Genomic DNA, 24,809 nt, shown 5'->3' with positions numbered 1-24,809 from the left:
CATGATGCGGAGGGCAGGGCCCTCGGGACAAAATGTCTCGAAGTGGTTACTTGTCCTGCTCCATCTTTTTCGGAGCCTTCGCCAGTTCGGGCGGTTGTTTCTCTTTCCACTCGTCCAGCAAAGTCATGATCTGCTCCTTCATTTTGGCGGGAGTGGCCTCCTTGCCAAAATACTTTTCCAGTTCAGCGGTAGAAATAATCACGCCTCGATCCTCCTTTTTCTTTTCTGATAAGATGCCGTCAATGACATCACCATTGAGTTTCCCGTCCTTGTCCAGCTCCCGGAGCTTTTTCGCCTGGGCCAGAGAGGGGGATGCCTGTTCTCCGTCAATGGAAACAGCGATCAGCCGCTGGTTTTTGGGGCGGATATAGGAAATCTCCACAGCGGGCATAAAGCCCATTTTTTTATCGTCCACCTTGTCCAGCAGTTCCGGCACAAGGGAGTTCAGCCGCAGATAACGCATGACCTTTTTATAGTTCATGTCGTGCGCCTCGCCCACGATCTCAACGGAGCGTTTTCCAATATCGCCCTCGGCCACATTTTTCAGCCGCCCGCCCTGGTGCTTGATGTCCTCCACTTCCAGCTCCAGCAGGGCGGCCAGTTCGCTGGGGAGCGTCTGATCCCTCTGCTTGTTGCTGTCCTTCATGGCCTGTACCGCCTCGTGGTCAGTCATTTCCCGGACGATAAAGGGCATTTCCTCCAGCCCGGCCAGCTCACAACCATGATGGCGGCGATGGCCCGCCACGATCTCATAACCGTTGCCATCCTTTTCCGGGCGGGCAAGACCGGGAACCATTACGCCGTTTGCCTTGATGGACGCTACCGTTTCCTGCATTTTGGCATCGTCCCGCACCTTAAACGGGTGGGGGCGGAATGTGTGGAACGGATGCATTTCGGAAAGCTTCAGATAGACCAGCTTTCCTTCCTCCACAGGACGGGGCGGAGCGGCTGGCTCAGGCGGAGCCTGTTCTGGGGCCGGGGCCGCATTTTCGGGTGGGGCCTTTTCGGGTTCCGGGGCAGCTTTAACCTCCGCAGCCTTTTTCCCACTTCGGGACAATTTGTCTCGCTTAGTCGGCGTGGCCTCGCCGGGGGCCGCTTTATCCGCCTTGGGTGGGCGGCCCTTGCGGGGCTTCGCCGCCTCCTTGCCAGCAGGCTCCGCTTTTTCCTCTTTTGGAGGACGGCCCCGACGGGCCTTTTTCGGTTTGACATCCCCAGCGGCGGGAGGTTCCTCCTGCGTTTTCTCCTCCGGCTCTTTTGCCGCCTCCTCTTTTTCTACCTCGGCCCGGGCTGTCTGCCGCTTTTCATTCATCAGCTCATTGATTTTGTCAAAGGACACCACCACATCACCGGGCTCGGGCTGGGCAGGCCCCTCCTGCTGGGGTGTGGGAGCGGCAGTCTGTTCGGGAGCCGGAGCCTGGGGCTCGTCAGCCGCAACAGGAGCGGGAGCCTTCGGGAGCTTCTCCTCACCGGGGCCTGTGTTCAATTTTTCATCTGCCATTCACTATCCTCCTTTTCGTGAAAGTTGCACAATTTTGCGGGTTAAATTTCTGTAATTATTTTTCCGCCTCCTTCCGGTCTATCCACGCAAAAAAGCCGCCCGATTTGAACGCCGGACGGCTTTTGGTGTAATGTGATAGATCAAATATTATTTTTTGTGGTTCGTAGGCTCCGAAAAGCCTTGTATTTACAGCGTTCCTAATAGGAAACAATCATAGGTCTTTTGATGGTCCACGCGTTGTAATTCTTTTTCCGTTGTACCAAAGGGCGGAGCCTTCGACTATCGAAGGCTCCGCCCTTTTTATAACTTTTCTACAATCGGAAACATTTCGTCTAGGCGATTTGACGCCAGTCCACCCAACTAGGCCCGCACCCACCCAAACAACCGAAAACAGAACTCCCTCCATATCGCTTGCCTGCCGGTTTTACACAGGGGGATTTTCCTGGGGAGGGGGGAGGATCACCTCTGCCCTGCCCGCCTGGGAGTTCTCTGGCGAGACATACAGGGAGGGAATGACAAACCCAGCCTGATCCAGTGCCCTTTTTATGGCGAGGCGCAGCCCTCGTTCCAGCGCCCAGAACTGCATGGGTTTTGCCCGGCACATCACCCCGATCTCCACTCCTAGGTTGGTAAATCCGGTGATTCCCCGAACCGCAGGGGGTTCCGCAACCAATTCTTCATGGTCGCTGGCAAATTGGGTGATGGCCTCCTGGATGCAGTCCATCGCCTGCTGGGCGTCGTCTTCATATCGGATGAGGACGGTCACCAAAGCTAGGCAATTCCCCCTGGAGTAGTTAATCACCCGGTTGATGGTTCCGTTGGGGATGATGATCTGCTCCCCGCGGAAGGTGCGCAGATAGGTCACCCGCATAGCAGTGGCCTCCACCGTCCCCTCCACCGTGTCCAGCTTGATGTAATCCCCAACGGAGAATTGGTTTTCAAACATCATAAAGAAGCCCGTTGCCACATCCTTCACCAGGCTTTGGGCGCCAATGCCGATGGCAAGGCTTCCGACGCCGGCGGTGACCAGCAGGTTTCCCATATAATCCCCTACGCCCAGCTGCCCCAACACCAGCAAGAACGCCACAAAATAAACGGTATACCGGGCCACGCTGCGCACCAAGGTCATCATGGTGTCCACCCGGCGGCCCTGCTGCTCGCTTCGGTGGTACCTCTTGCTGTCAATCACCCGCTTGGTCTGGCGGGAAATCAGGTTGAGAACCACCCGCGCCAAAAAGAGAATTAACAGAATGAGGAACGCCTTCCACAAAAGCGTCCCCAAATTGTCCCCCAAATACAGCAGAAGATCATCCAAATGGGCTTTAAACTGCTCGCCGACGTTTACAGCTGACAGCTGCATACCATACCCCTCCTTTCCCACACAGCTAGACTTAGATGAGTCCTAGCCGACGGTGTGTTCCAACCATATTTTAATCCCGGTCAGGATGAGGATCACCCCGCCGAAAATCTCTGCCCGCTCCTTGAGGAGCCCGCCGAACTGGCGGCCGATAAAAAAGCCCGCTAGGCAGCACCAAAAGGTAACCGCCCCAATGGCCAGCGCCGCCGGAAGGATTTCCACCTCCAGCATGGCAAACCCAATCCCCACTGCCAAAGCGTCAATGCTGGTGGCAACCGCCTGGAGAAGAAGTGTCCCCCAGCGGAACACCCGCGGATGGCTCACCTGGGGATTGCGCAGTTCCGCAATCCCCTCCCTCACCATTTTGCCGCCGATGCCTCCCAGCAACAGCAGCGCCATCCAGTGATCCAGCTGTTTGGCTGGCTGGGAAAACCCCTGCCCAAGCAAAAAGCCCAGAACTGGCATCATCCCTTGGAAGAGGCCGAAGGCCCCCGCGGTATACAGGCCATGGCGTCCCCTGCTCCCCTTGAGGCAGAGCCCATTGGTGACCGAAACGGCAAAGGCGTCCATGGAGAGGCCAAGCGCCGTCAAAAACAACAACAGCAATCCCAACGATTGTTCCACACCTTCCCGATGATATTCCCCGATGAAGATTCCTCCCTCGGCTTTTTTCATGTATATGTGGAACGGTTAAGATCTAGGTTTCCCCTTAGAGCCCCCCGGGGAAAAGATTTTCCCCATCCCGCACAGAGAGTTGCCTCTGCTATAGGGCCCTAAAGCCTTAAAACAAGTGGAATAGCCCTGTGAAAATCGGCCTATCCTCTTTTTAAACCTGGATGGGATCCATGGCTCGCCTCGGGTCACCTCCGCAGGGATGTCCCAAACCTGTGGCAGTAAACCAAGGATTTCTTCCCCAAGGATCGCCTTGCGGCAATAATGCCTCAAAGCCTGCACAGACCGGAAACATTCCGATGCCGCTTTGCGGCGGGAGGGCGGCCCCTCAAAATTGCGTGCCACTGTGTGGCAGGAAGCAATTTTGTGCATGTTACAAGCGGCGCTTGTAACAATGGAGAGAGAATTTCTTCCCCAATGATCGCTTTGCGATCATTGTACCACAAAACCGGAGTCGCTGTCGAATGATTTTCTCATAGATTGTTTTCTTTTCCCCGGTGGAAAGGATACGACTTGTTCATAGTTTCTTCATCAATTTTGGACCAATTTATTGTACAATAAATGCATTCCTCACCTTGAAATTTTGGTATTCCTGGCCCTTTTGGGCCTGTTGGGAGTTTTCTATTTGTTTGGATACATCAAACCCTTTCAGCCCGAACTGAAGATTGCAGAGTTTGACACCTACAAAGCCGTTTACTGCGGTTTGTGCAAACAGCTGGGTCGTTCGTTTGGGCCTTTTTCCCGCTTGACCCTTAGTTACGACTTCACCTTTTTGGCCATGCTTGGCATGGGCCTTACAGAGGACGAGCCCTCTTGGTCCCGCCAGCGGTGTTTTGTGAACCCCCTGAAGAAAAAAGCCTGCTTCTTCCCCTGCGGCGGCCTTTCTTTTGCCGCCGACGCGGCGATGATTATGTTCTACCACAAGGTGCGGGACAATATGGCGGACGATGGCCTCAAAGGCCGCATCCTAGGCTATCTTGTCCTTCCGTTTGTGGGGCGCGCACGCAAAAAAGCGATGGTAAACCACCCGGAAGTGGACACAATACTGGGGGAAACCATGGCGCGGCAACAGGCTTTGGAGGCGGCAGGCTGTTCTTCGGTGGACGAGGCCAGTGAACCAACCGCCATTTTTTTAGCCCGCCTTTTTGAGATGCAGGGGCCAGATGAGCTTTCCCGCCGGGTGCTGTACCGGCTGGGGTACCTTATGGGCCGGTATGTCTATCTTTGCGACGCGTTGGACGACATCGAATCCGATTTAAAAAAGCATCGCTACAACCCCTTCATCCTGGCAGAGGGGCTGACTGCTGGGGATGAGGAAAAAACCGCTGCTGTCCGGCGCCAGGCGGTGGGTTCCTTATACCTCACCATCGCCGAGGCATGCAAAGCCATCGATCTATTGGAATTTACCCGGTTTGGTCCCATTTTATCCAATGTGGTCCACCTGGGGATGAAAAACAGCGTCAACCAAATTATTATGAAACGGAGGCAGAAGGATGAGTGATCCCTATAAGGTACTAGGGGTATCCCCCACCGCCAGCGACGCAGAGATTAAAGCCGCTTACCGGGACCTGGCCAAAAAATATCATCCCGACGCCTATGTCAACAACCCTCTGGCCGACCTGGCCGCAGAAAAAATGCAGGAGATCAACGCCGCCTACGATGAAATCCAGCGGCAGCGCAAATCCGGCGGAGGTTCCTACAGCGGTTCCTCCCAGTTCAGCGATGTGCGAAGCCTTCTCAACGCCGGCCGCATCACCGATGCGGAGGAGATCTTGGACGGTATCCCCGCTGCCAGCCGGGACGCCGAGTGGTATTATCTCAAGGGCCGTGCCTTTTACGCCAGGGGCTGGCTCAACGAGGCGATGAATTACTTCATGCGGGCCAACCAGCTGAACCCTTCCAACCAAGAGTATCGGGATGCCCTCAATCGGATGGCCTATCAGCGGCAAAGCGGCAACCCTTATTATGGGGGTGGGTACCACACCACTACCACCCATGTGGCGGGTTGTGATCTGTGTGACGTCTGCGCCTCTCTATACTGCGCTGACTGCTGCTGTGAATGTGCAGGCTGCGACTTATGCCGGTGTTTTTAACCCAATTTTTTGACGGCACGGGGGCCTAGCGGCCCCTGTCTTTTCGTTTTAGGAAGGAGGGATACTCGTGAAAAAAAGCACCCAAGTAGCAGTGGGGGGATTGGCATCCGCCCTCTGCCTCCTGTTGATGTTCCTCACCGGGATGATCCCCTTCACCACCTATGCCCTGCCCGCTATGGCCGGCATCGTGCTGATTGCCGTGGTCATTGAGAACGGTACCCAAACGGCGGCCTTGGTGTATGTCAGCGTTTCCCTCCTCTCCCTGTTCCTCTCCCCAGACAAGGAGGCCGCGCTGATGTTCCTGTGTTTTTTCGGCTACTACCCGGTGATTAAGGCCAAACTGGAGCAGATCCGCCCCAAATTGTTGGAACTCCTCGCCAAATACGGCATCTTCAACCTGGCCATAATCGCCACCTATTGGGTGATTATCTATGTTTTGGGCCTGCCGGACATCCTGGAGGAGCTGGGCGAACTTGGCAAGTACTCCATCGCCATCCTTTTGGGGATGGGCAACCTGGTCTTCTTCCTCTACGACCGGGCGCTGACCAATTTGGTCACCTTCTATGTCCGTTGGTTCCGGGTTAAGGTTCTGCGGAAGATTTGACCTTTCTCTCCCGCCCAAGCCTCCACTGCTGTGGAGGCTTTTTTGCTGTCACAGCAAAGGGGCATCACCTCAGCTGCCGCTATGGAGAACCGGACACTCCATTTCAGCGCAAAAAGAAGGCATCCACCACTGTGGATGCCTTCTTTCCTTAATAGCGCAGTTTGGGGATGTTTTGGTCGCTGGCAAAGTTCATGAAGCTGTACAGGAGAAGGATGTCGTCATAGTCATTCTCCGCCAACAGATCGCTCATCTTGCCGGCCATCGCCCGCAGGTCCACCACCTGCACCTCATCATAGTTGTACAGCAGGTAGGGCACAAAGCTGTTGCCATAGGAATCTTTAATGACCAGGATGCGGCTCCCATCCCCGGGGCCGGCGCTGCTCTTTATCACCGTCAAGCCGTTGTTTCCCCGGAGGAAGGCGCCATATTTATCCCGCTCCTCGAATTTTTGCAGGTCGTGGAGGCCGTCCACCTCTTCCCCATCAATAGTCACCTGCTCCACCGCCGGATCAAACCATTCAATCACGTCCGGGACAGTGTTAAATAGCTTGGCCTTGCTGTAGTAGGTTCCATAGAAATCAGCAACCTGATGCTTGGGAAGGCTCTCATACTCCACTGGGGTCTTTCCCTCGACGCTCTCCAAATAGGAGAGATAGCCCAGGTATGCCCCATAGCAGGTCCAGTGGTGGTCTGTTTTATAGTAGATGGAGTCCTCTTTGTGGGCGGTGAGCAGGGCTGTGGGATCTACAGCTGTCAGGTTGGGGGCAGCGGCCCCGGCAAACAGCTCCTCCATACGGGCGTACTGATCCAGGTTGCCAAGGCCGGTGGGGAGTTTCTCCGATAGCACCATGTAGGAACTGGGGACGATCATCAGAGAGATATGCCGGTCTGGGTATTTCTCGGCAAATTCCTTTACATAGCGGATGTTGTCGGAGAACCGCTTCTCATCCAAGGTGCGGTACTTCTCAAACATATAGTGGTCGGCGCCGTAGACAATGCCGTTGTTCTCAATTTTTCCGATGGCCGATTCCGCCATGGATTTTATGGTGATCCAGCTGTCCCGGTTGAAGAATTGGTCGTTGATATACTCCTCATATTTCTGGGTGTAGGTGTTGTTGAGGAGGGTCTTGACGGTGAACTTGGGCTTCTGTTGAAGGTACCGGTTCTCCATCTCAGAGAATTCCCGGTTGGTCTGGGTCAAGTCCATGGCGGTGCAGCCCAGGATGAACAGGGCAAACAGCAGCACCAGCGGATAGCGAAGTATCTCTTTCATCGGTTGTCACCCTCCTTAAAACCGGAAATAGAGGAATGGGTTGTAGGATGCATCCACCAGATAGGCAACCGACAGCACCAAAATCAGCCCGAAGAACGGGATGGAGAACCACAGGTTGTTCTCCCATTTTTGATACAGCGGTTTGAGGCACGGGGTGGCCAAAACCATGGCCACCAAGAAGGTGATCCCGTAGTTGCGCAGGTAGTAGATCCAGTCGGAGCCCCCCTGGAAGGCAAACATCTGGGAGAGGTACTGCCCCACCAAGGAAAGGTCGGTGATGGCAAACAGCACCCAGCTGATGGATAGTGCGATGGCCAGATACACATGGCACACCACTTTGCTGCTGTTGAGACGGGTGAGGAACCAGCGCTTCTCAATCACCAAGAGGACAAAGAAATACAGCCCCCAGAGGATGAAATTCCAGTTGGCCCCGTGCCAGAAGCCGGTGGCAGCCCACACGACAAACAAGTTGAAATAGGTGCGTGCCGGGCCCCTGCGGCTGCCGCCCAGAGGGAAGTAGAGGTATTCCCGGAACCAGGAACCCAACGTCATATGCCAGCGCCGCCAAAACTCGGTGATGCTTTTGGAGATATAGGGGAAATCAAAGTTTTTGGGGAAGTCAAACCCCAGCATCCGCCCCAGCCCAATGGCCATTAGGGAATACCCGGAAAAGTCAAAGTAAATTTGCAGGGCATAGGCGAGGATTCCAATCCACGCCAAGGGGGTGGAAATCCCGGAAAAGCCCATCCCCTCCAGTTCGGTCCAGAGCATGCCGATGCTGTTGGCGATGAGAACCTTGCTGCCAAGGCCCAGGATAAAATACTTGATGCCGTCCTCGATCTGGACCAGATCCATCCGCCGCTCCTTCAGCTCCCGGTTTATATCGGTGTATTTGACGATGGGGCCGGCGATCAGCTGTGGGAACAGCACTACAAAAGCGCCGAAGTCGATGATGTTGGTCTCCGCCTTCACCTTGCCCCGGTACACATCGATGGTGTAGCTCATGGTCTGGAAGGTGTAAAAGCTAATACCCAAAGGCAACCGCAGGGAAATCCCCCGCAGGGAGAGGCCAAACAGCGCGTTGAGATTCTCCACAAAGAAGTTGGTGTATTTGAAGAAACCAAGCATACCCAGATTGAACACCACCGAGAGGATGAGGAACACCCGGCAGAGCTTGGGGTTGTCCCGGTGGGACTCAATCCCCCGGGAGCAAAAATAATCCACCAGGATGGAGGCGATCATAATGGGGAAATACCGCGCCTCCCCCCAGGAGTAGAAGATCAGGCTCAAAATAAGTAACACACCGTTTTTAAACCGCCGCGGCGTAATATAGTAGACCAAGAACGCCGCCGGCAAAAAACGGAATAAAAACAAAATGCTAGAAAAAACCATCGGTTGCCTCCCTGCGCCTATTGGGCCAGTTGTTAAAGTCAATGATGCATATGCACCTATATGAATCTGCCTGAAAAAGCAACCACAAAGCCAGCCCGGCGAAAGGGCCGGGCCGGCTGGGTGGTTCTTAGGAAATCAATAGATGGAATTACCGAAACAGATTGGCGATGGCATCCACCGCTTTTTTGGCTTCGTTTTTGGCGAATTCCAAAGCGCTCTCCTCATCTTCCGAAACATCGTCTGCTTTGCCCAGCATGGTGAAAAACACGTAGTCGTCATACCGGGTCACGGCGCTGGACTGAATCTTTGCCATGTTGGAAGGATACTGTGTGGTGTCCTCCAGCAGCTTGTCCCGATAGGCGTTCAGCTGCTTCTCCACATCAGCTCCTTTGCCATCCTTGGCTTTGATGGCGATAAACTGGTCCACATGGGCGCTCATCATAGGGCCTTCGCCGATGAACTCCTCCACATCGTCCGGGTTGACACCGTAGACTTCCGACAGGGCTTCTTTCTCAATGGCCTGTGAGGGGATATAATCCTCGCCATAGGCTTCCCGGACCGCCTTATGGGCGGCGGCCAGCCGTTCAGAAGCGGTCAATTCCGAGGAGCTGGACATGCTGCTGGAAGAACTGGACATGCTGGATGAGCTGGAATTGTCATCTCTGCCAAAACAACCGGTGGTAACCGAGGCGATCAGCATCGCCGCAAAGATGATAGCTGTAACTTTTTTCATAGAAAATCATTCCCTCTTTTCATCAAATGGTATTCCGCGGGCATACTATCTGTGTCGATCCGCTGCCACGCGGATATGCTATCAGTGGCAAATTTTTCTTTCTTTATTGCATCACTTCTAGTTTTGACGGGAAGAGCAGAATTATTCTAGGAAAAGCAAGATCAATACCGGTTTGCATCCTGTCCCGCAAGGGGGTTGACCATGGCCGACTGCTGGATGGCGAGGGCATCATCCATGCTGCTGCGGGCAGTGCGGCTGATCTGATTCCAGGTGACCGCGATTCCCAAGGCAACAAACAGCAGCGAAGAAACCATATCCCCCATCAAAAGCCTTTGGACCTCGCCGTTGGTGAGCATGACGCCCAGGTATTTCAAGGGGATCTCATTGGCCACCATGGATATGGCCAGATTCATGATGTCGGTCGCCACCCCGAAGACAACAGAGAGGACACAGGTCAGCGGCAGAACAATTCCATCCATTTTGCCCCGGGCCAGCCGGTATCCGTGATAGACCCCCAACGGAATGAGGAAGTACAGAAGCGAATAGGCCGTCTCGGTGAACCAAATGACTGCCACTGCTGGGATTGTGGCCAACAAGCCGCCTATAATCGCTCCCAACAACCCGGTGAGGTAGCTTCCCGACTCCTGGTTTTGGGCCATCTTTTGCCCTGCAGCCTGGGCAATTCCCTCCAGGCATCCCTGGTGGATAGGCTGATAGGACCCATCGAAAGCGGCCAGCATTTCGCAGTCCTCACGGTGGCAGATGGGGCAGGTTTTCTGCGGGGAAATCCCGCGTCGGTGCAGCACCGCGGGAAGAACCGACAACAGGTCGTCCAAACCCTCTTCCACTTTCTTCGCCTTGCCCCAAGGATTGCCCACCAAAGCGGTCAGCCGCCCATTATGAAGGCTTACGGTGGCCTTCACCTGTAGCTCCCCCCGGATCTCCTTCACAATCTCCTTAGAGCTGGTTTTATCCAGGCCCTCGCCGCCCTCTTCCAAAGATACGACGACCTGGAGATTGGCGTCCTGCACCAGCTGCACCTGGACAGGGTAGTTACCCACCACACCATAGGCTATGTTGTTGACTACCCGCAATCCCCGCTGTTCTGCGCATGCGGCAAAGTCGGCCTTCTTCATGTATTCGCCCTCCTCAAAAAATCAACAAATTATTTGCCTGCCAAGACAGGAAAAAAGCGGAAGAACGATTTGGTTCTTCCGCTTTTGAGTTTTGGGGAATTAGTCCTCCACAACCTCTTCGGTTTCAGCGGACTCTTCATCCAGCAGAGCGCGGATGGACAAGCTGATGCGTTTTCTGTCAAAGTCCAGCTCGGTGATCTTAACATCAACTTCCTGGCCAACAGACAGGACATCAGAAGGTTTGGCGATTCTCTCGCGGGCGATCTGGCTGATGTGGATCAAACCGTCCACACCGGGAATGATCTGGGCGAAGGCGCCGAAAGTGGTCAGGGAGACGATTTTCACTTTGACCACGTCGCCGACATTGTAATCCCGCTTCATGATCTCCCAGGGATTGTCCTCGTTTTTCTTGTAGCCCAAGGAAATCTTCTTCTTCTCGGTGTCAATATCCTTTACATACACTTCCAGCATGTCGCCCACTTTGACAACCTGGGAAGGATGTTTGATCTTGCTCCAGCTCAGCTCGGAGATGTGGACCATGCCGTCCACGCCGCCCAAATCGATGAATGCGCCGTAATCGGTCAAGGATTTGACAACGCCGTTGTACTTCTTGCCGATCTCTACTTCGCTCCAGAACTGATCCTCCAGAACTTTTCTCTGCTCCTTGAGGACAGCCTTGATAGAGGCGACAGCGCGGCGGCGCTGGCGGTTGACTTCCAGGATTTTAAACTCAACCTCTTTTTTGAGCAGGTCTTCCAGGTTGTCGGCGCGGCTCATGGTTGCCTGGGAAGCGGGGATGAACACCTTCACCCCGTTTGTCAGGGCAAGGACACCGCCCTTGACCACCTCAGTGACAACGCCGGACAGGGTGGCGCCGGACTCAGCGGCATCGCAGACAGCTTCAAAGCCGGCGATGGCATCCAGGCGCTTCTTGGAGAGCATCAAGGTGCCCTCCACATCATTGACCCGCAGGACGATCAGGTCCAGCTTGTCCCCAACCTTGACCAGATCCTCAGTTTTAGCAGAGGGATCGTCGGTCAGCTCGGACAGAGGGACATAGCCGGCGTGTTTGGTGCCGATGTCAACCGAAATTTCATTGGGCGCAATGCCGGTGACAACTGCGGTTACCTTCTCCCCTGTATATGTACTTTTAAAGGACTGGTTGAGCATTTCCTCAAAGCTCAGCTCTTCTTCCTGGATCTGATTGTTCTCGTTCAGAATCTCACTCATTGTTTTTCGTACCTCCTTAATTATGCCAGCCGGAGTGGAAGCTCCGGCCGTAACGCCAATCCGATGCACGCCGTTCAAATCAAGGCCAGCCAATTCCGCCGAAGTCTCGATCAGGATGGTGCGGCAGTAGCTGCTGCAAATGTCCCTGAGTTTGGCCGTGTTTGAACTGTGCCGCCCTCCGACCACCACCATGAGGTCGGATTCCTTTGCCAGCTGCTCTGCCTCTTTTTGGCGCAACGCTGTAGCATTACATATTGTATCAAATATTACGGGATTTGTACACACCTTTTTTATGGAATTCACGCATTTTTTCCATTCTTTTGTATGAAAGGTGGTTTGGGCCACCAAGGCATAGACAAATTGATCAAAACTGCCTTCCTGTATCAAGCATTTTTCCAGTTCTGATGCGTCTTTGACAATCCGGTGCCACCCAGGGCAGTGGCCGGCAATACCCTGTACTTCCGGGTGGTTTTTATCCCCGGCGATGAGTACCCGATGGCCCTTTTGGGCCTCCTGTGCCACAATGTTATGGATCTTCGCCACAAAGGGACAAGTTGCGTCCTCATAGGGGATTCCCCGGGAAATGAGGGCGTCGTACACCGCCCCCGGCACCCCGTGGGAGCGGATTACCAAAGTGTACCCGGGAGGGCAGTCCTCTGGGCGGTCCACCGTCAAAACGCCCTGTTGCTCCAGATCCCCCACCAGCTGGGGGTTGTGGATAATGGGCCCCAAGGTGGCCACCGGTCTGCCCGCTTCCACGTCTTTGAGAACCAGGTTGACCGCCCGGTCCACCCCAAAGCAGAACCCAGCGCTTTTTGCCACTTTAATCATGGCTTTCCTCCAATCCCATCAAACCCAGTATGGTTCCCCACACCTTCTTGGTGGCGGTTTTGATCTCCCGGGGGGAGTCGGTCTCAAAGCCAAGCTCCTCAAAGGGGATGAGCTCCCCAAACCGGACGACCGCCTTGGAGCGGAACTTCTTGCCCGGCTCATAGAGCACGCAGCAGGGCAGGATGTCCGCCTGGGTCATCTTGGCGATGAGGGCCATGCCGGATTTTGGGCGCCCCGGCTCCCCTATTTTATAGCGGGTCCCCTCGGGGAAAATGCCCAGCACATGGTCGTTTTCCACCAGTTTGGCACACTCCTCCACCGCGCCGGTGTCCCCTTTGCCCCGCTCCACCCGGATCACGTGGATAGAGCGGAACAGCGCCCCTAAAATGGGGTTTTGGAACAACTCCGCTTTGCCCATGTAGTTGATGGGATGGGGCACCCCCATGGCCAGCAACAGGGGATCGATGTTGGAAGTGTGGTTGCTGGCGATAATATAGCCGCCCCCATGGGGGATGTTCTCCCGGCCTTCAAAGTGGATGGAGAACCAGAACCGCAGCCCCACCGAGACGCAGAACAAAAAGAACCTATAGGCGATCCACATGGCTTTGTCTCTCCTTTATCAGCTGGTGAATCCGCTCCACCGATTTCTCCAAATCCAGGTGGGTAGTGTCCACCAAAATGGCGTCCTGGGCCTGCCGCAAGGGGGCGACGGCGCGGTGGGAGTCATTGTAATCCCGCTCAACGATGTCAGCCAAGACCTCCTCGAAAGAGGCCTTTTCCCCTTTTTGCAGCAGCTCTGCATGGCGGCGGCGGGCCCTCTCCTGGGGAGAGGCGGTGAGGTAGATTTTCACCTGGGCGTCTGGGAGCACCACTGTGCCGATGTCCCGGCCGTCCATGATCACGTCATTTTCCCGGGCGATTTTGCGCTGGAGCTCAAAGAGGAAATCCCGCACTGCGGGCAGCGCAGACACCTTGGAGGCCGCCATGGACATTTTGGGGGTGCGGATCTTTTGGGTGACATCCTCTCCGTTCACCAGCACCCGCTGTTCCCCGTCGATGTATTTCAGCTCAGCCGTCAGCTCCCCCAGCCGCGGAACCACCTGGTCCTCCGCCCCGAGGTCGACGCCCTGCTTGTCCATATAATACCCCACCGCCCGGTACAGCGCTCCGGTGTCCACATAAATATACCCCAGGTCTTTTGCCAGCTGTTTGGCGATGGTGCTCTTTCCCGCGCCTGCGGGGCCGTCAATTGCAATTGCAGTCACTGAACAATTCCTCCCACAACAAAATAGGCAGCTACAGATTTTGGGCCGCCAGATACCCAGTGGAAAAGGCGATTTGCAGGTTGTACCCCCCGGTGTAGCCATCTACGTCGATGACCTCCCCGGCGAAGAACAGCCCTTCCACCAGTTTGGATTCCATGGTTTTGGGGTTGATCTCCCCCACCTTGATCCCCCCGGAGGTGACGATCGCTTCCTCGATGGGCCGGAAGGCTTTGGGGGTCACCGGGAAGGCTTTGATGAGGATGCAAAGGCCCTGGCGCTGCTCCCTGGTGATCTGGTGAACCTTCTCCCCCGCCGGGATGCCCGACAGCTCCACCACCACCGGGATCATCTTCCGGGGCAGGAGGGCATCCAGGGAGTTGGCGAAGTCCCGGTTGCGGTTTTCCTCAAAGTCCCGCAGCAGCCGTGCATCCAGCTGCTGGGCGGTGAGGCCCGGCTTCAGGTCGATCTCCATCCGGTAGCGGGAGAGGTCCCCGGTCATGTGGCTGGATGCGCTGAGCACCAGGGGGCCGCTGACCCCAAAGTGGGTGAACAGCATCTCCCCCAGTTCCTCAAACACCGGCTTCTTTTTCCCGGAATCCAACACCTTCAAGGTGACATTGCGCAGCGAAAGGCCCATCATGGCGGCGCAGTAGCCCTCCTTGGCCACAATGGGGATCAAAGAAGGCTTGATGGGCGCGATGGTATGGCCCAGCAGCTGGGCCATCCGGTATCCATCCCCGGTGGAGCCGGTAAGGGGGTAGCTCTTGCCGCCGGTGGCGATGACCGCCCGGGCGCAGGGGATGGCCTCCCCCGATTCCAGTAGCACGCCGGTCACCTGCCCATTTTCGGCGAGGACCTCCTTCGCCGCTTGTCCGGTGAAGATTTTGGCCCCGCCATCCTTGGCAAAACCCACCAAGGCGTCAACGATGTCAGTGGCCTGGTCGGAGACCGGGAACACCCGGTTGCCCCGCTCAGTCTTGAGGGGGACGCCCAGCCCTTCAAAAAACGCCATGGTATCGGCGGTGGAAAAAGCCGCGATGGCGCTGTACAAAAACCGGCCGTTGCCCCGCACCGCCCGGATAAAATCGTTGTTGTCGCAGTTGTTGGTGACATTGCACCGGCCTTTGCCGGTGATCCGCACCTTGCGGGCGGGCCGGTCGTTTTTCTCCAGCACCGCCACCCGCATCCCCCGCCGGGCGGCAAAACCGGCGCAGAGCAGGCCGGCAGCTCCCCCGCCGATGATCACAGCATCAAAGTGGTTTGCCATTAAGCGTTGTTCTCCTCTGCTTTTTCGTAGACTTCAAACTCGTCCCAAATCCGTTCCAGCTTGGCGTAGGTCTGGCTGATCTCCTCCTTGCGCTTCATCCCCACCGCCACAATCATGGCGTTGATCAGGCTCAAAGGGGCCACCAGGGAATCCACAAAGGAAGCCATGTCGCTGCGGGCCAAAAGCAGGTGATCGGCGTTCTCCGCCAGGGGGGAACTGGTGGAGTCGGTGATGGCCACCACCTTGGCGCCGCATTGTTTGGCGTACTTGATCCCCTTTACCGTCCGCTTGGAGTACCGGGGAAAACTGATGCCGATAAATACATCCCCCTGCCCCATGCGGAAAATCTCCTCGAACATCTCGCTGGTGCCCGAAGTTTCGATGAGCTTGACGTGGTCGAAGATGTGATTGAAGTAGAAGTGGATGAACTTGGCCAAAGCCGAAGCCGAGCGGTTGCCCATGATGTACACCGATTTCGCCCCGGCAATGCACTCCACTGCTGCCTCAAACTCCTCCTTGGAGATCTCCTCCATGGTTTTGCGGATTTTTTCGATGTCGGAGGAGAGGACTTTTGAGAGCACATCCGACTCCCCCAGCTGTTCGTTGGTGACCTCCATCCTCTGGACGGAAGTCAGCCGGTTGCGGATCAGCTCCTGGAGGGCCTTTTGCAGCTGGGGATAGCCTTCGTACCCCACTTCGGAGGCAAAGCGGACCACAGTGGATTCGCTGACCCCGACGGTGGTCCCCAGTTTGGAAGCGGTCATAAACGCCGCCTTATCATAATGGTTGACGATGAATTTTCCGATCAGTTTCTGCCCTTTGGAGAATTCGGGCATCCGATCTTCAATCAACGAGAGTAAATCTTTGCTCATACAAGATCCTCCTGTACCTGTCGTTCCCCGTTTGTGGGGTGGTATCCCTATCTTATACCAATCTACCGGAAAATGCAAGTTGAATTGCAGGATTTCGCTAGACTTCCTGCACAAATGGTCTCTCATCCCTTTAAAAATGGAAAAAATCTCCATAGAAATGGGTGTGCGGCGGCATTCTTGTTATTTTTGTATCATCCTGTGCATACTTTGCCTGGAAAATCTTCAAATGGCGCTTTTCCTGCGCCTAGCCGCAAAAAGGGGAGGGAGCGCGCAGTCCCCCTCCCCAATCATCCACAGTTTTTTACTCGCCCCCGTTCGGCAGGCAGGGCGCCGAATCCACATTTCCCCTACGCAATCCCCATCAGGTAATAGATCACCACTCCCGCTGCGCCAGAGCCGGCGATGATCTGAATGGGGGAAAGCTTCCATTTGCGCAGGCAGAACAGGCAGACCAAAATGATGCCGATGGCGACAGGATTGACCTGCCCAGAGAAGGTCTTTCCCCCAAACACCGCCAGCAGCAAAATAGCCAAACCCGCGTTGGCAATCAGTGAGACTACCGCCGGCCGCAGGCAGGAGAGCGCCCCCTGTACCACCGTCAAATTCTTGTATTTGTAATAGCAGAAGGCCAAGGTCAACACAATGACAAAGGAGGGCAGCACACAGCCGATGGTGGCGATGACCGCCCCCGGCATGCCGGCGATTTTGGTGCCCACAAAGGTGGCGGAGTTGATGGAGATGGACCCTGGGGTCATCTCTGCAATGGTGATGACATCGGCAAATTCGGTCATGGTCAGCCAGCCGTGGATATCCACCACCTGCTGCTGGATCAACGGCAGGGCGGCGTAGCCTCCCCCGATGCTGAACAGGCCAATCTGGACAAAACTCCAAAACAATTTGAGCAAAACCATCTTATTCCCCCTCCTTTCCCGGCTTGCGGGACAGCGAGAGGGCCACCCCCAGCGCCGCGCAGGCCAGCACCACAAACATAACGTTTATTTTAAAGATGTAGGTGGCCGCAAACGCCGCCACCATGATGCCGATGGCCAGGGCATCCTTTTGTTTGATCACATTGCCCGCCATGGTGTAAATCACGTTGAGGATGACGGCGGACACCCCCGCCTGCATCCCCTTGAGGGCCGCGTCCACGATGGGGCTGGAGCGGAACGCCTCATAGAAATAGGAGACGATGGTGATAATCACCAGGGGCGGCAACGCCGTCGCCAGGATGGTGATCAGCGCCCCTACCACTCCGGCCATCCGGTAGCCCACCAGGATGGAGGCGTTGATGGCCAGCGGCCCAGGGGAGGATTGGCTGATGGCCACCAGATCCATCATCTCCTCCTCATCAATCCAGTGGTAGTCGTCTACAAACCGCTCCTTCATCAACGGCACGATGACATAGCCGCCGCCGAAGGTGAAAGCGCTCAAGGTCAAGGTGGCGTAAAAGAGTTTCCAATAAAAAGAAAGGTCCCGCTTCTGCTGTTCCATATAATTGTCTCCTTTGTTCAATCTTGTTCCAGTATACTCCTTGTTTTTCCATAAGTAAAATAATATAATATTATTATATTTATATTGTTTTTCATATAAAAGGGGGGATCTCTTTGACCCTGCGCCACCTGCGGATTTTTGTGGCGGTCTGCGAAGAGGGCAGCGTCACCCTGGCGGCGGAGAAGCTCTACCTCTCCCAGCCGGCGGTGAGCCTTGCCATCCACGAGCTGGAGGAGCATTACGGGGTGCGACTCTTCGACCGCATCTCCCGCAAGCTCTATTTGACCAGTGCGGGGAACCGGTTTCTGGAATATGCCGTCCACATCTCTTCCCTATTCGATGAAATGGAGCGGGATATCCAGAACTGGGATACCCTGGGCGCCCTGCGCATCGGCTCCAGCATCACCATCGGTGCGGCCCTCATCCCCAAAGCAGTGGCCCTTTACTCCCAGCAATACCCCGATGTGGAGATTAAAATGGTCATCGACAACTCCCAGGTCATCGAGAAAAAGGTGCTGGCCAACGAGGTGGATTTCGGCCTGCTGGAGGGGGCGGTCCACGACCCCAACCTGGTGGCCCAGGACTTCGCTGAGGATCAAATGCTGCTGGTGGCTGCACCCGGCCACCCCTTGGCCCAGAAAGAGCAGCCCCTCCTCCCCCAGGACCTGAAAAGCCAACGGTTTTTGCTGCGGGAGCGGGGGAGCGGCGTCCGGGAGCTGTTTGAAAGTGTCCTCCTGGCCCACGACCTTTCGGTGGAACCATCCTGGGAGAGCATCAACGCAGAATCCATCGTGGAAGCGGTGGTCCAGGGGCTGGGGGTAACCGCCCTCCCCTACGCATTGGTGAAACAGGACCTGGCCGCAGGCCGGCTGACCGCCTTGACGGTGGAGGGGATGGATTTCCGGCGAAAACTAAAGATCATCTATCATAAAAACAAGTATTTGAGCCGGTCGGCCAAGGCCTTCCTGGAGCTGTGCCGCCAACTGGCCTCCCAGTTTCTTTTGGATTCCAACCCCTAACATTCCCAATTTTTAGAAGAAATTGTATAAACCTTCCTTTGTGGCTGAATACTAGGTTCAGACAACAAAAGGAGGCGTAGTTACATGAAAATATCCGATATCCGCATTCGCAAAACCTATTCCGCCAACCGGCTGCGCGCCATGGTCTCGGTGACGGTGGACAGCGACTTTGCCGTCCATGACATCAAAATTATCGAGGGGCCTGACCGCCTGTTTGTAGCCATGCCCAGCCGAAAAGATGAAAATGGGGTGTACCGGGACATCTGCCACCCCATCACCACCGCGGCCCGCCGCCAGCTGGAAGACGCCATCATTCACGCTTACCAAGAATACCTGGCCACGGCGGAACTTCTGCCTTTGGAGGAAGAGGAGCCGCCGAAGGTGGACACCCCAGAAGCCGCACAGCTGTAGCCAATCCCCCAGCGGGGGATTTTACATACCAGATGGCACGTTTTAGCCATTTTTCCCAATTGATGGTCCTCCTGGCAAAGGCAGAGCAGCCGCGGACGGGGATTCCCGCTGTGCCGAATCGAAACCCAAAGATGGAAAAATTTCCCCTCGGTGGGCGCCTATCCCCTCAGCCGGGCGATCACCCCAACGGGGAGAAATGCCCTTTTGCGGCGAAATCTTGGTTTTGCTGTTTATTTTGTAGCCAAAAAGCACTATAATACCTATAATGGAAAAGGAAGGCTTCGGCCAAAAATCGCTGACAAAGAGGTGCCACGATGACACATATTGACGATACCATTCTCGCCGGCAAACACCACATCCACTTCATTGGGGTGGGCGGCTCCGGCATGTTCCCCATTGTGCAGATTCTGCTTTCCCAAGGGTATGCCATCTCCGGGTCAGACAACAACCCCGGGGAAACCCTGGACGCCGAACAGGCTATGGGGGTGACTGTATACATGGGCCAGCGCCCGGAGAATCTCAAAGGGGCGGAGCTGGTGGTCTACTCCGCCGCCATCATGGAAGATAATCCTGAACTGGTAGCTGCCCGGCAGATGGGTGTGCCGGTGGTGGAGCGGTCGGAGATGTTGGGCCTTTTAACCCGGCACTACAGCGACTGCATCTGTGTCTCCGGCACCCACGGAAAGACCACTACCACAGCGATGCTCACCCAAATTTTATACGGCGCGGGCCTAGACCCCACCGCTGTGATCGGGGGGAAGCTCCCTGCTATCGGCGGCAGCGGCCGGGCTGGCAGCAGCTCCATCATGACCTGTGAAGCCTGTGAATTTGTGGACACCTTCCTCCACCTGGCCCCAGATTACGCGGTGATTTTGAATGTAGACGCCGATCACTTGGATTACTTCGGAACTCTGGAAAACATCATCAAATCCTTCCACAAATTCGCTGGGATGGCCACCAAGGCCATCCTTTACAACGGTGACGACCCCAACACCTGTAAAGCGGTAGAGGGGCTTGATCAGCCCAAGACCACCTTCGGCTGGAGGGAGGACAATGACTTCTACCCTGCTAATATCGTCCAGAAAGGCGGGGTCAAGTGCGGCTTTGACCTGATGTGCCGCGGGGAAAACCTAGGCCACATCGAACTGAATGTCCCCGGGCGGCACAACATCCTCAACGCGGTGGCCGCCGCTGCCGCCGCCCTGGCTGTAGGGGCCACGCCCGCCCAGATCCAGGAGCATCTGCCCCAGTTCCGGGGCGCTCACCGGCGGTTTGAGGTGCTGGGCCAGGTGAACGGCGTCACCATCGCCGACGACTACGCCCACCATCCCGCTGAGCTGAAGGTCACCTTGGAGGCCGCCAAAGAGATGGATTTCAATCGGGTATGGGCGGTGTTCCAGCCTTTCACCTACTCCCGCACCGCCCTCCTTTTGGAGGATTTTGCCAAGATCCTCCCCATTGCAGACCGGGTGGTCCTCTCGGCCATCATGGGCGCCCGAGAAGTCAACACCTATGGGATCTACGCCAAAGACTTGGCGGATAAAATCCCCGGCTGCGTCTGGTTTGAGACCTTCCCTGAGATTGCCCGCTACGTGATCCAAGAGGCTCAGCCCGGCGACCTGGTCATCACCCTGGGCTGCGGAGACGTCTACAAATGCGCCCATATGATGCTGGGGGAATAAGCCTTTCTCCCCCGCCATCCATCAATACGCAAAAAACTCCCCCGAGGACTCCAATCCTCAGGGGAGTTTTTCATCTATTGTTCGATTGGGAATCCCTATTCCACAGTGACCGATTTGGCCAGGTTGCGGGGTTTATCCACATCGCAGCCCCGGCACACCGAAGTGTGATAAGCCAGCAGCTGAAGGGCCGCAACAGCCAAGAGGGGGGTGAAGAGATCCGGGGCCTTTGGCAGCCGGATGGCCTGGTCGTAGACCTCCTCGTCGATGGGGGAGCCCTCCTGGGCCAGCAGCAGCACCCAAGCGCCCCGGGCCTTGACCTCCTTGATGTTGCTGACCATCTTTCCCAGCAGATGTTCCTGGGTGGCCACCGCCACCACCGGCACCCCATTGGTGATCAGGGAGATGGTTCCGTGCTTCAACTCACCGGCGGCATAGGCTTCACAGTGGATATAGGAGATCTCCTTGAGCTTCAGCGCCCCTTCCTGGGAGAGGGCCCAATCCAGCCCCCGGCCCAGGAAAAAGATGCTCTCACTTCCCTGGAAACGCCCCGCGATGGAGGCGATTGCATCGTTCTGTTCCAGCACCCGGGGCAGTTTTTCCACTGTTTGCAGCAGCTCTTCTACCTTGGCGCGGATCTCTTCCTCCCCCAAGGTGCGGGCAGAGCGAGCCATGGCGAAGGCCAGCAGGTACATCACCGACACCTGCACCGAATAAGCTTTGGTGCTGGCCACGGCGATCTCCGGGCCCGCGTGGGTGTAGATGACGTAGTCCGCTTCCCGGGCGATGGTGGAGCCGGCCACGTTGACCACGCCAAGGGTGGGAACCCCCCGCTGTTTGGCTAGCCGCAAGGCAGCCAAGCTGTCGGCGGTCTCCCCAGACTGGGAGATGATGACCACCAGGTCATCTTTGGATAAAATGGGGTCCCGGTACCGGAATTCCGAGGCGATCTGCACCTCCACCGGGATACGGGCCAGGGTTTCGATCAAATCCCGGCCCACCAGGCCGGCGTACATAGCGGTACCGCAGGCCACAATGTGAATCCGGCCGCGGCCTTTAAACAGGCATTCGGGGATGCCGTCGTATTCAAAGGAGGGCAAGCCGTCTTTGAGGCGGGGGTGGATGGTATCCCGCAGGGCCTTGGGCTGCTCAAAAATCTCCTTGAGCATGAAATGGGGGTAACCGTCCTTCCGGGCCTGCTCCACATCCCAGGTGGCGGTGTGGACTTTCTTCTCCACCGGCGCACCCCCAGGGGAGTAGACGGTGATGCCGCAAGAGGTGGCCACGGCGATCTCCCCCTCTTCCAGGGTGAAGAACCGCTTGGTATGGCTCAGCACCGCTGCGATGTCTGAAGCGATAAAGTTCTCCCCTTCTCCTAGAGCGGCGATGAGGGGATTGTCTTTGCGCACCCCGTAGACCTCCCCCGGTCGATCGGCAAACAGGATGGCCAGGGCATAAGCCCCCTCGATCTGCCGGGTCATCTCCCGGATGGCGGCCAGCGGGTCCCCCTGATAGAGGGAATCCAGCAGCAGGGCGGCCGTCTCGGTGTCGGTCTGTGTCTTAAATACATAGCCCTCTGCGGTGAGCCGGCTGCGCAGCTCCAGATAGTTTTCAATGATGCCGTTGTGAACCAGCATGACCCGCTCTGTCCCGTGAGGATGGGCGTTGCGGTCGCTGGGCTCCCCATGGGTGGCCCAGCGGGTGTGGGCGATGCCGCAGTGGCCGCTCACCGGGGAGGTGTTCAGCTTCTCCCGCAGGCATTTGAGCCGCCCTTCCGCTTTGACGGTGGTGATGCCATCCCCGGCAAACACCGAAATCCCCGCGGAATCATACCCGCGGTACTCCAAGTTTTCCAGCCCCTCCAAAAGGATGTCCACTGCATTTTGGGGGCCGCTATAACCAACGATACCACACATAATTGTGTTCCTCCAAGCTTTCATACTGTGCGGACGCCAAAGAAACCGCGGCTTCGGCACCGTGGTCCGTCCGATGTTATTTTGTAGTCCTTGCGCTTCCCCGGCCCGGGATTTGTCCCCGCAGTCACCTGCGGGCTTTGTCCTGCCGTACGTCTGGAAGCATGACGGGGAGACATCCGCCGAAACATTCGATACTTCTCCCGCCTCGTCGACCGCCTGGCGCGGTACATGGCGCTGGGGCTCACTGGCCGAAATCCATCCCTCCTTTTGGGCCGTTTTTTCGCCTTGCCCCTATTATGACAGCTTTTTCCTATTTGTTCAAGTAAAATCCGCAATCGGCTCCGCCCTTCATTCTATGCATATGGGGGCCGCAAAAGTGCACTTTTGCAGGGAAAACCGGCAGAACCTGGCGCTAAACCCAACCTTCGCCCCAGAATATGGGGAATTTTTCCGCGGCTCTGGGGCTTCATCCAGAATTTCCCTGCCCTAGGCCCTTCCCGAGATCGACCCCGCCTGTATGGCCGGGTTCCCTCAGCTGCTCCTTGGCACGTACCAGAACTGGGATGGCCCCAGGTTTGAATTCTTTCCCAGCCGCTTGGCCCCCCTCACCCGAATCTAAAGCCAAGCAAGAGCCGTCATCGGCCCCCCTATCCTCTGCAAAAAGGAAAAACCGGGTCCTGCAAGACCCGGTTCCATGGCATTTTATTTATTTTGTCAGGAGGGATTTCCCTTTTTGATAATAGGCGCTCATCTCCGCCTCCGGGACCATATTGCCGCCGGTGGCCCAGATCAGATGGGTGGCGCCGGCCATCGCCGAGGTGATGCCTTCCTTGGCCTGGTAAGCCTTGCCCCCTTCGGTGGCACAGACGTTGCCAGGGCCCTTCATACCAGCCAGAGCGCTGGGCTCCAGGCGGATGCCCTCCTGGTCTGTGAGGGCCGCCAGATACTGGTACAGCCGCTCATCGGTGACGGTGTAGCTGCCGCTGAGGAAGGGCTGGATCACCTTGCCCACAAAGCTGGAGGCCCGGCCCACCGCCAGACCGTCGGCCGCAGTGCGGTTGTCGATGCCGAAATCCTGGACACACACCTGGTCGTGATACCCGGTGGAAAGGCCTAGAATCATGCAGGGGGAATGGGTCGGCTCGGCGAAGAAGCAGTGGGCCGCCCCTCCGAATACCTGCTTGATGCCGAAGGCAACGCCGCCGGGGCCGCCGCCTACGCCACAGGGCAGGTAGACAAAGAGGGGGTGGGTTTCATCCACCGGGATACCGGCCTCAGCCAGCTGGTTTTTCAGCCGCAGAGCCGCCACCGAATAGCCCATAAACAGGGTTTTGGAGTTCTCATCGTCCACAAAGTGGCAGTGGTCATCCCCCTGGGCCTGGCGCCGGCCCTCCTCCACAGCTTTGCTGTAGTCATCGGCGTACTCCACCACCTGCACCCCTTTGGAGCGGAGCAGGTCTTTCTTCCACTGGCGGGCGTCGGCGGACATGTGCACAGTGACCTTAAAGCCCAGTTTGGCGCTCATGATGCCGATGGAGAGGCCCAGGTTTCCAGTGGAACCCACCGCGATGGAGTATTGGGAAAAGAGCTCCCGGAACCGGGGCTCCATGAGGACGGCGTAGTTGTCCTCCAGCTTCAGCAGACCGGACTGAAGGGCGATGTCCTCAGCGTGGTGGAGCACCTCATAAATGCCTCCCCGGGCCTTGATGGAGCCGGAGATGGGCAGATGGCTGTCCAGCTTCAACAACAGACGGCCCTGGATGCTGCCGCCGGCTTCCCCCTCCAGGTAGGGGCGCATATTCTCAATCTCTGCCAAGGGGGATTCGATGATGCCGCCGGTTTTAGCCGTCTCAGGGAAAGCCAAAGCAAGATAAGGTGCAAACCGCTCCAGCCGGGCGGAGGCATCCAAAACGTCCTCCATGGTCACCGAGCTTTCGGCGACAGCCTCATCGATGGGAAGCTTTTTCGGGTTGATCCAAAGGGTCTCCTTCAGGTCGATCAGATCGCGGACAATGGGGAACTCCTCTTCCCACTGGCCGATGGGTTTTCCAAGAATCTTCATGGCGTATT

22 protein-coding genes are annotated in these 24,809 nt (G+C 56.5%); 6 read left to right on the top strand and 16 right to left on the bottom strand.

Features of this window, described 5'->3' with window-relative positions:
- Positions 1–46: 46 nt before the first annotated feature.
- From RDQ42_RS06835 to RDQ42_RS06825, 3 genes are all read right to left on the bottom strand, one after another.
- Positions 47–1,498 (bottom strand): ParB/RepB/Spo0J family partition protein, encoded by a 1,452-nt coding sequence (locus tag RDQ42_RS06835; protein WP_308588470.1) that lies wholly within the window; start codon positions 1,496–1,498, stop codon positions 47–49.
- 424 nt (positions 1,499–1,922) lie between these two features.
- Positions 1,923–2,858, bottom strand: a complete 936-nt coding sequence (locus RDQ42_RS06830) for a mechanosensitive ion channel family protein (protein ID WP_054330906.1) — start codon at positions 2,856–2,858, stop codon at positions 1,923–1,925.
- 42 nt (positions 2,859–2,900) lie between these two features.
- Positions 2,901–3,479, bottom strand: coding sequence for a manganese efflux pump MntP family protein (locus tag RDQ42_RS06825; protein ID WP_308588468.1), 579 nt, complete (start codon positions 3,477–3,479; stop codon positions 2,901–2,903).
- A gap of 673 nt (positions 3,480–4,152) precedes the next feature.
- On the opposite strand from RDQ42_RS06825, the gene RDQ42_RS06820 reads away from it, so the two are divergent.
- From RDQ42_RS06820 to RDQ42_RS06810, 3 genes are all read left to right on the top strand, one after another.
- Entirely contained in the window at positions 4,153–5,028 is an 876-nt protein-coding gene (locus tag RDQ42_RS06820; RefSeq protein WP_071427243.1) for a DUF5685 family protein, read from the top strand.
- Complete coding sequence (locus tag RDQ42_RS06815; RefSeq protein WP_054330905.1) at positions 5,021–5,620, top strand: J domain-containing protein; 600 nt, start codon at positions 5,021–5,023, stop codon at positions 5,618–5,620. Before RDQ42_RS06820 ends, RDQ42_RS06815 begins: the two co-directional genes overlap by 8 nt.
- Positions 5,621–5,687: 67 nt before the next feature.
- Positions 5,688–6,224: a hypothetical protein gene (locus RDQ42_RS06810; RefSeq protein ID WP_083386351.1), complete on the top strand. Its 537-nt coding sequence runs from the start codon at positions 5,688–5,690 to the stop codon at positions 6,222–6,224.
- Between the two features lie 148 nt (positions 6,225–6,372).
- Here the strand turns inward: RDQ42_RS06810 and RDQ42_RS06805 are convergent, their stop codons facing one another.
- The 11 genes from RDQ42_RS06805 to RDQ42_RS06755 form a co-directional block, all read right to left on the bottom strand.
- Positions 6,373–7,497 (bottom strand): DHHW family protein, encoded by a 1,125-nt coding sequence (locus RDQ42_RS06805; protein ID WP_054330903.1) that lies wholly within the window; start codon positions 7,495–7,497, stop codon positions 6,373–6,375.
- Between the two features lie 15 nt (positions 7,498–7,512).
- Complete coding sequence (locus tag RDQ42_RS06800; protein ID WP_071427245.1) at positions 7,513–8,889, bottom strand: MBOAT family protein; 1,377 nt, start codon at positions 8,887–8,889, stop codon at positions 7,513–7,515.
- Between the two features lie 148 nt (positions 8,890–9,037).
- A complete protein-coding gene (locus RDQ42_RS06795; RefSeq protein WP_071427246.1) occupies positions 9,038–9,622 on the bottom strand; it encodes a DUF4358 domain-containing protein in 585 nt (194 codons plus the stop codon).
- A gap of 161 nt (positions 9,623–9,783) precedes the next feature.
- On the bottom strand, positions 9,784–10,758 hold the full coding sequence (locus RDQ42_RS06790; protein WP_308588467.1) for a hypothetical protein: 975 nt from the start codon (positions 10,756–10,758) through the stop codon (positions 9,784–9,786).
- A gap of 99 nt (positions 10,759–10,857) precedes the next feature.
- Positions 10,858–12,819 (bottom strand): bifunctional 4-hydroxy-3-methylbut-2-enyl diphosphate reductase/30S ribosomal protein S1, encoded by a 1,962-nt coding sequence (locus tag RDQ42_RS06785; protein ID WP_054330899.1) that lies wholly within the window; start codon positions 12,817–12,819, stop codon positions 10,858–10,860.
- Positions 12,812–13,420 carry a lysophospholipid acyltransferase family protein gene (locus RDQ42_RS06780; RefSeq protein ID WP_054330898.1) on the bottom strand — a complete coding sequence of 203 codons (609 nt, stop codon included), beginning with the start codon at positions 13,418–13,420 and terminating at the stop codon, positions 12,812–12,814. Before RDQ42_RS06780 ends, RDQ42_RS06785 begins: the two co-directional genes overlap by 8 nt.
- Positions 13,404–14,084 carry a (d)CMP kinase gene (gene cmk / locus RDQ42_RS06775; protein ID WP_054330897.1) on the bottom strand — a complete coding sequence of 227 codons (681 nt, stop codon included), beginning with the start codon at positions 14,082–14,084 and terminating at the stop codon, positions 13,404–13,406. Before cmk ends, RDQ42_RS06780 begins: the two co-directional genes overlap by 17 nt.
- 31 nt (positions 14,085–14,115) lie before the next feature.
- Positions 14,116–15,351: an NAD(P)/FAD-dependent oxidoreductase gene (locus RDQ42_RS06770; protein WP_308588466.1), complete on the bottom strand. Its 1,236-nt coding sequence runs from the start codon at positions 15,349–15,351 to the stop codon at positions 14,116–14,118.
- Entirely contained in the window at positions 15,351–16,223 is an 873-nt protein-coding gene (locus RDQ42_RS06765; RefSeq protein WP_231358547.1) for a MurR/RpiR family transcriptional regulator, read from the bottom strand. The genes RDQ42_RS06770 and RDQ42_RS06765 overlap by 1 nt, the downstream gene beginning before the upstream one ends.
- Positions 16,224–16,570: 347 nt before the next feature.
- Complete coding sequence (locus tag RDQ42_RS06760) at positions 16,571–17,134, bottom strand: chromate transporter (RefSeq protein WP_054330895.1); 564 nt, start codon at positions 17,132–17,134, stop codon at positions 16,571–16,573.
- A gap of 1 nt (position 17,135) precedes the next feature.
- Positions 17,136–17,714, bottom strand: coding sequence for a chromate transporter (locus tag RDQ42_RS06755; RefSeq protein ID WP_054330894.1), 579 nt, complete (start codon positions 17,712–17,714; stop codon positions 17,136–17,138).
- A 113-nt stretch (positions 17,715–17,827) separates the two neighbouring features.
- On the opposite strand from RDQ42_RS06755, the gene RDQ42_RS06750 reads away from it, so the two are divergent.
- The 3 genes from RDQ42_RS06750 (at position 17,828) to murC (ending at position 20,826) form a co-directional block, all read left to right on the top strand.
- The gene (locus tag RDQ42_RS06750) at positions 17,828–18,733 is read left to right on the top strand and encodes a LysR family transcriptional regulator (RefSeq protein WP_054330893.1); all 906 of its coding nucleotides are present in this window, start codon (positions 17,828–17,830) and stop codon (positions 18,731–18,733) included.
- Positions 18,734–18,817: 84 nt separating this feature from the next.
- Positions 18,818–19,144, top strand: a complete 327-nt coding sequence (locus RDQ42_RS06745) for a SpoVG family protein (protein ID WP_231358548.1) — start codon at positions 18,818–18,820, stop codon at positions 19,142–19,144.
- A 314-nt stretch (positions 19,145–19,458) separates the two neighbouring features.
- Entirely contained in the window at positions 19,459–20,826 is a 1,368-nt protein-coding gene (gene murC / locus RDQ42_RS06740; RefSeq protein ID WP_231358549.1) for a UDP-N-acetylmuramate--L-alanine ligase, read from the top strand.
- 95 nt (positions 20,827–20,921) lie between these two features.
- Here murC and glmS read toward each other — a convergent pair whose 3' ends face one another.
- Both glmS and RDQ42_RS06730 read right to left on the bottom strand, forming a co-directional pair.
- The gene (gene glmS / locus RDQ42_RS06735) at positions 20,922–22,739 is read right to left on the bottom strand and encodes a glutamine--fructose-6-phosphate transaminase (isomerizing) (protein WP_231358550.1); all 1,818 of its coding nucleotides are present in this window, start codon (positions 22,737–22,739) and stop codon (positions 20,922–20,924) included.
- Between the two features lie 706 nt (positions 22,740–23,445).
- Positions 23,446–24,801, bottom strand: coding sequence for a D-serine ammonia-lyase (locus RDQ42_RS06730; protein ID WP_054330890.1), 1,356 nt, complete (start codon positions 24,799–24,801; stop codon positions 23,446–23,448).
- Positions 24,802–24,809: the final 8 nt, after the last annotated feature.

The sequence above is a fragment of the uncultured Merdimmobilis sp. genome, assembly GCF_902471145.1.
GTDB lineage: Bacteria > Bacillota > Clostridia > Oscillospirales > Ruminococcaceae > Merdimmobilis > Merdimmobilis hominis.
This window is presented reverse-complemented; position numbering and strand designations above follow the sequence as displayed.

Excerpts from the sequence above, each read along its gene's own strand:
- RDQ42_RS06760 (WP_054330895.1), bottom strand. The coding sequence starts at position 17,134 with ATGGTTTTGCTCAAATTGTTTTGGAGTTTTGTCCAGATTGGCCTGTTC.
- RDQ42_RS06770 (WP_308588466.1), bottom strand. The coding sequence starts at position 15,351 with ATGGCAAACCACTTTGATGCTGTGATCATCGGCGGGGGAGCTGCCGGC.
- RDQ42_RS06790 (WP_308588467.1), bottom strand. The coding sequence starts at position 10,758 with ATGAAGAAGGCCGACTTTGCCGCATGCGCAGAACAGCGGGGATTGCGG.
- murC (WP_231358549.1), top strand. The coding sequence starts at position 19,459 with ATGACACATATTGACGATACCATTCTCGCCGGCAAACACCACATCCAC.
- RDQ42_RS06800 (WP_071427245.1), bottom strand. The coding sequence starts at position 8,889 with ATGGTTTTTTCTAGCATTTTGTTTTTATTCCGTTTTTTGCCGGCGGCG.
- RDQ42_RS06755 (WP_054330894.1), bottom strand. The coding sequence starts at position 17,714 with ATGGAACAGCAGAAGCGGGACCTTTCTTTTTATTGGAAACTCTTTTAC.
- glmS (WP_231358550.1), bottom strand. The coding sequence starts at position 22,739 with ATGTGTGGTATCGTTGGTTATAGCGGCCCCCAAAATGCAGTGGACATC.
- RDQ42_RS06815 (WP_054330905.1), top strand. The coding sequence starts at position 5,021 with ATGAGTGATCCCTATAAGGTACTAGGGGTATCCCCCACCGCCAGCGAC.
- RDQ42_RS06745 (WP_231358548.1), top strand. The coding sequence starts at position 18,818 with ATGAAAATATCCGATATCCGCATTCGCAAAACCTATTCCGCCAACCGG.
- RDQ42_RS06780 (WP_054330898.1), bottom strand. The coding sequence starts at position 13,420 with ATGTGGATCGCCTATAGGTTCTTTTTGTTCTGCGTCTCGGTGGGGCTG.
- RDQ42_RS06785 (WP_054330899.1), bottom strand. The coding sequence starts at position 12,819 with ATGATTAAAGTGGCAAAAAGCGCTGGGTTCTGCTTTGGGGTGGACCGG.
- RDQ42_RS06835 (WP_308588470.1), bottom strand. The coding sequence starts at position 1,498 with ATGGCAGATGAAAAATTGAACACAGGCCCCGGTGAGGAGAAGCTCCCG.
- RDQ42_RS06765 (WP_231358547.1), bottom strand. The coding sequence starts at position 16,223 with ATGAGCAAAGATTTACTCTCGTTGATTGAAGATCGGATGCCCGAATTC.
- RDQ42_RS06805 (WP_054330903.1), bottom strand. The coding sequence starts at position 7,497 with ATGAAAGAGATACTTCGCTATCCGCTGGTGCTGCTGTTTGCCCTGTTC.
- RDQ42_RS06830 (WP_054330906.1), bottom strand. The coding sequence starts at position 2,858 with ATGCAGCTGTCAGCTGTAAACGTCGGCGAGCAGTTTAAAGCCCATTTG.
- RDQ42_RS06795 (WP_071427246.1), bottom strand. The coding sequence starts at position 9,622 with ATGAAAAAAGTTACAGCTATCATCTTTGCGGCGATGCTGATCGCCTCG.
- RDQ42_RS06730 (WP_054330890.1), bottom strand. The coding sequence starts at position 24,801 with ATGAAGATTCTTGGAAAACCCATCGGCCAGTGGGAAGAGGAGTTCCCC.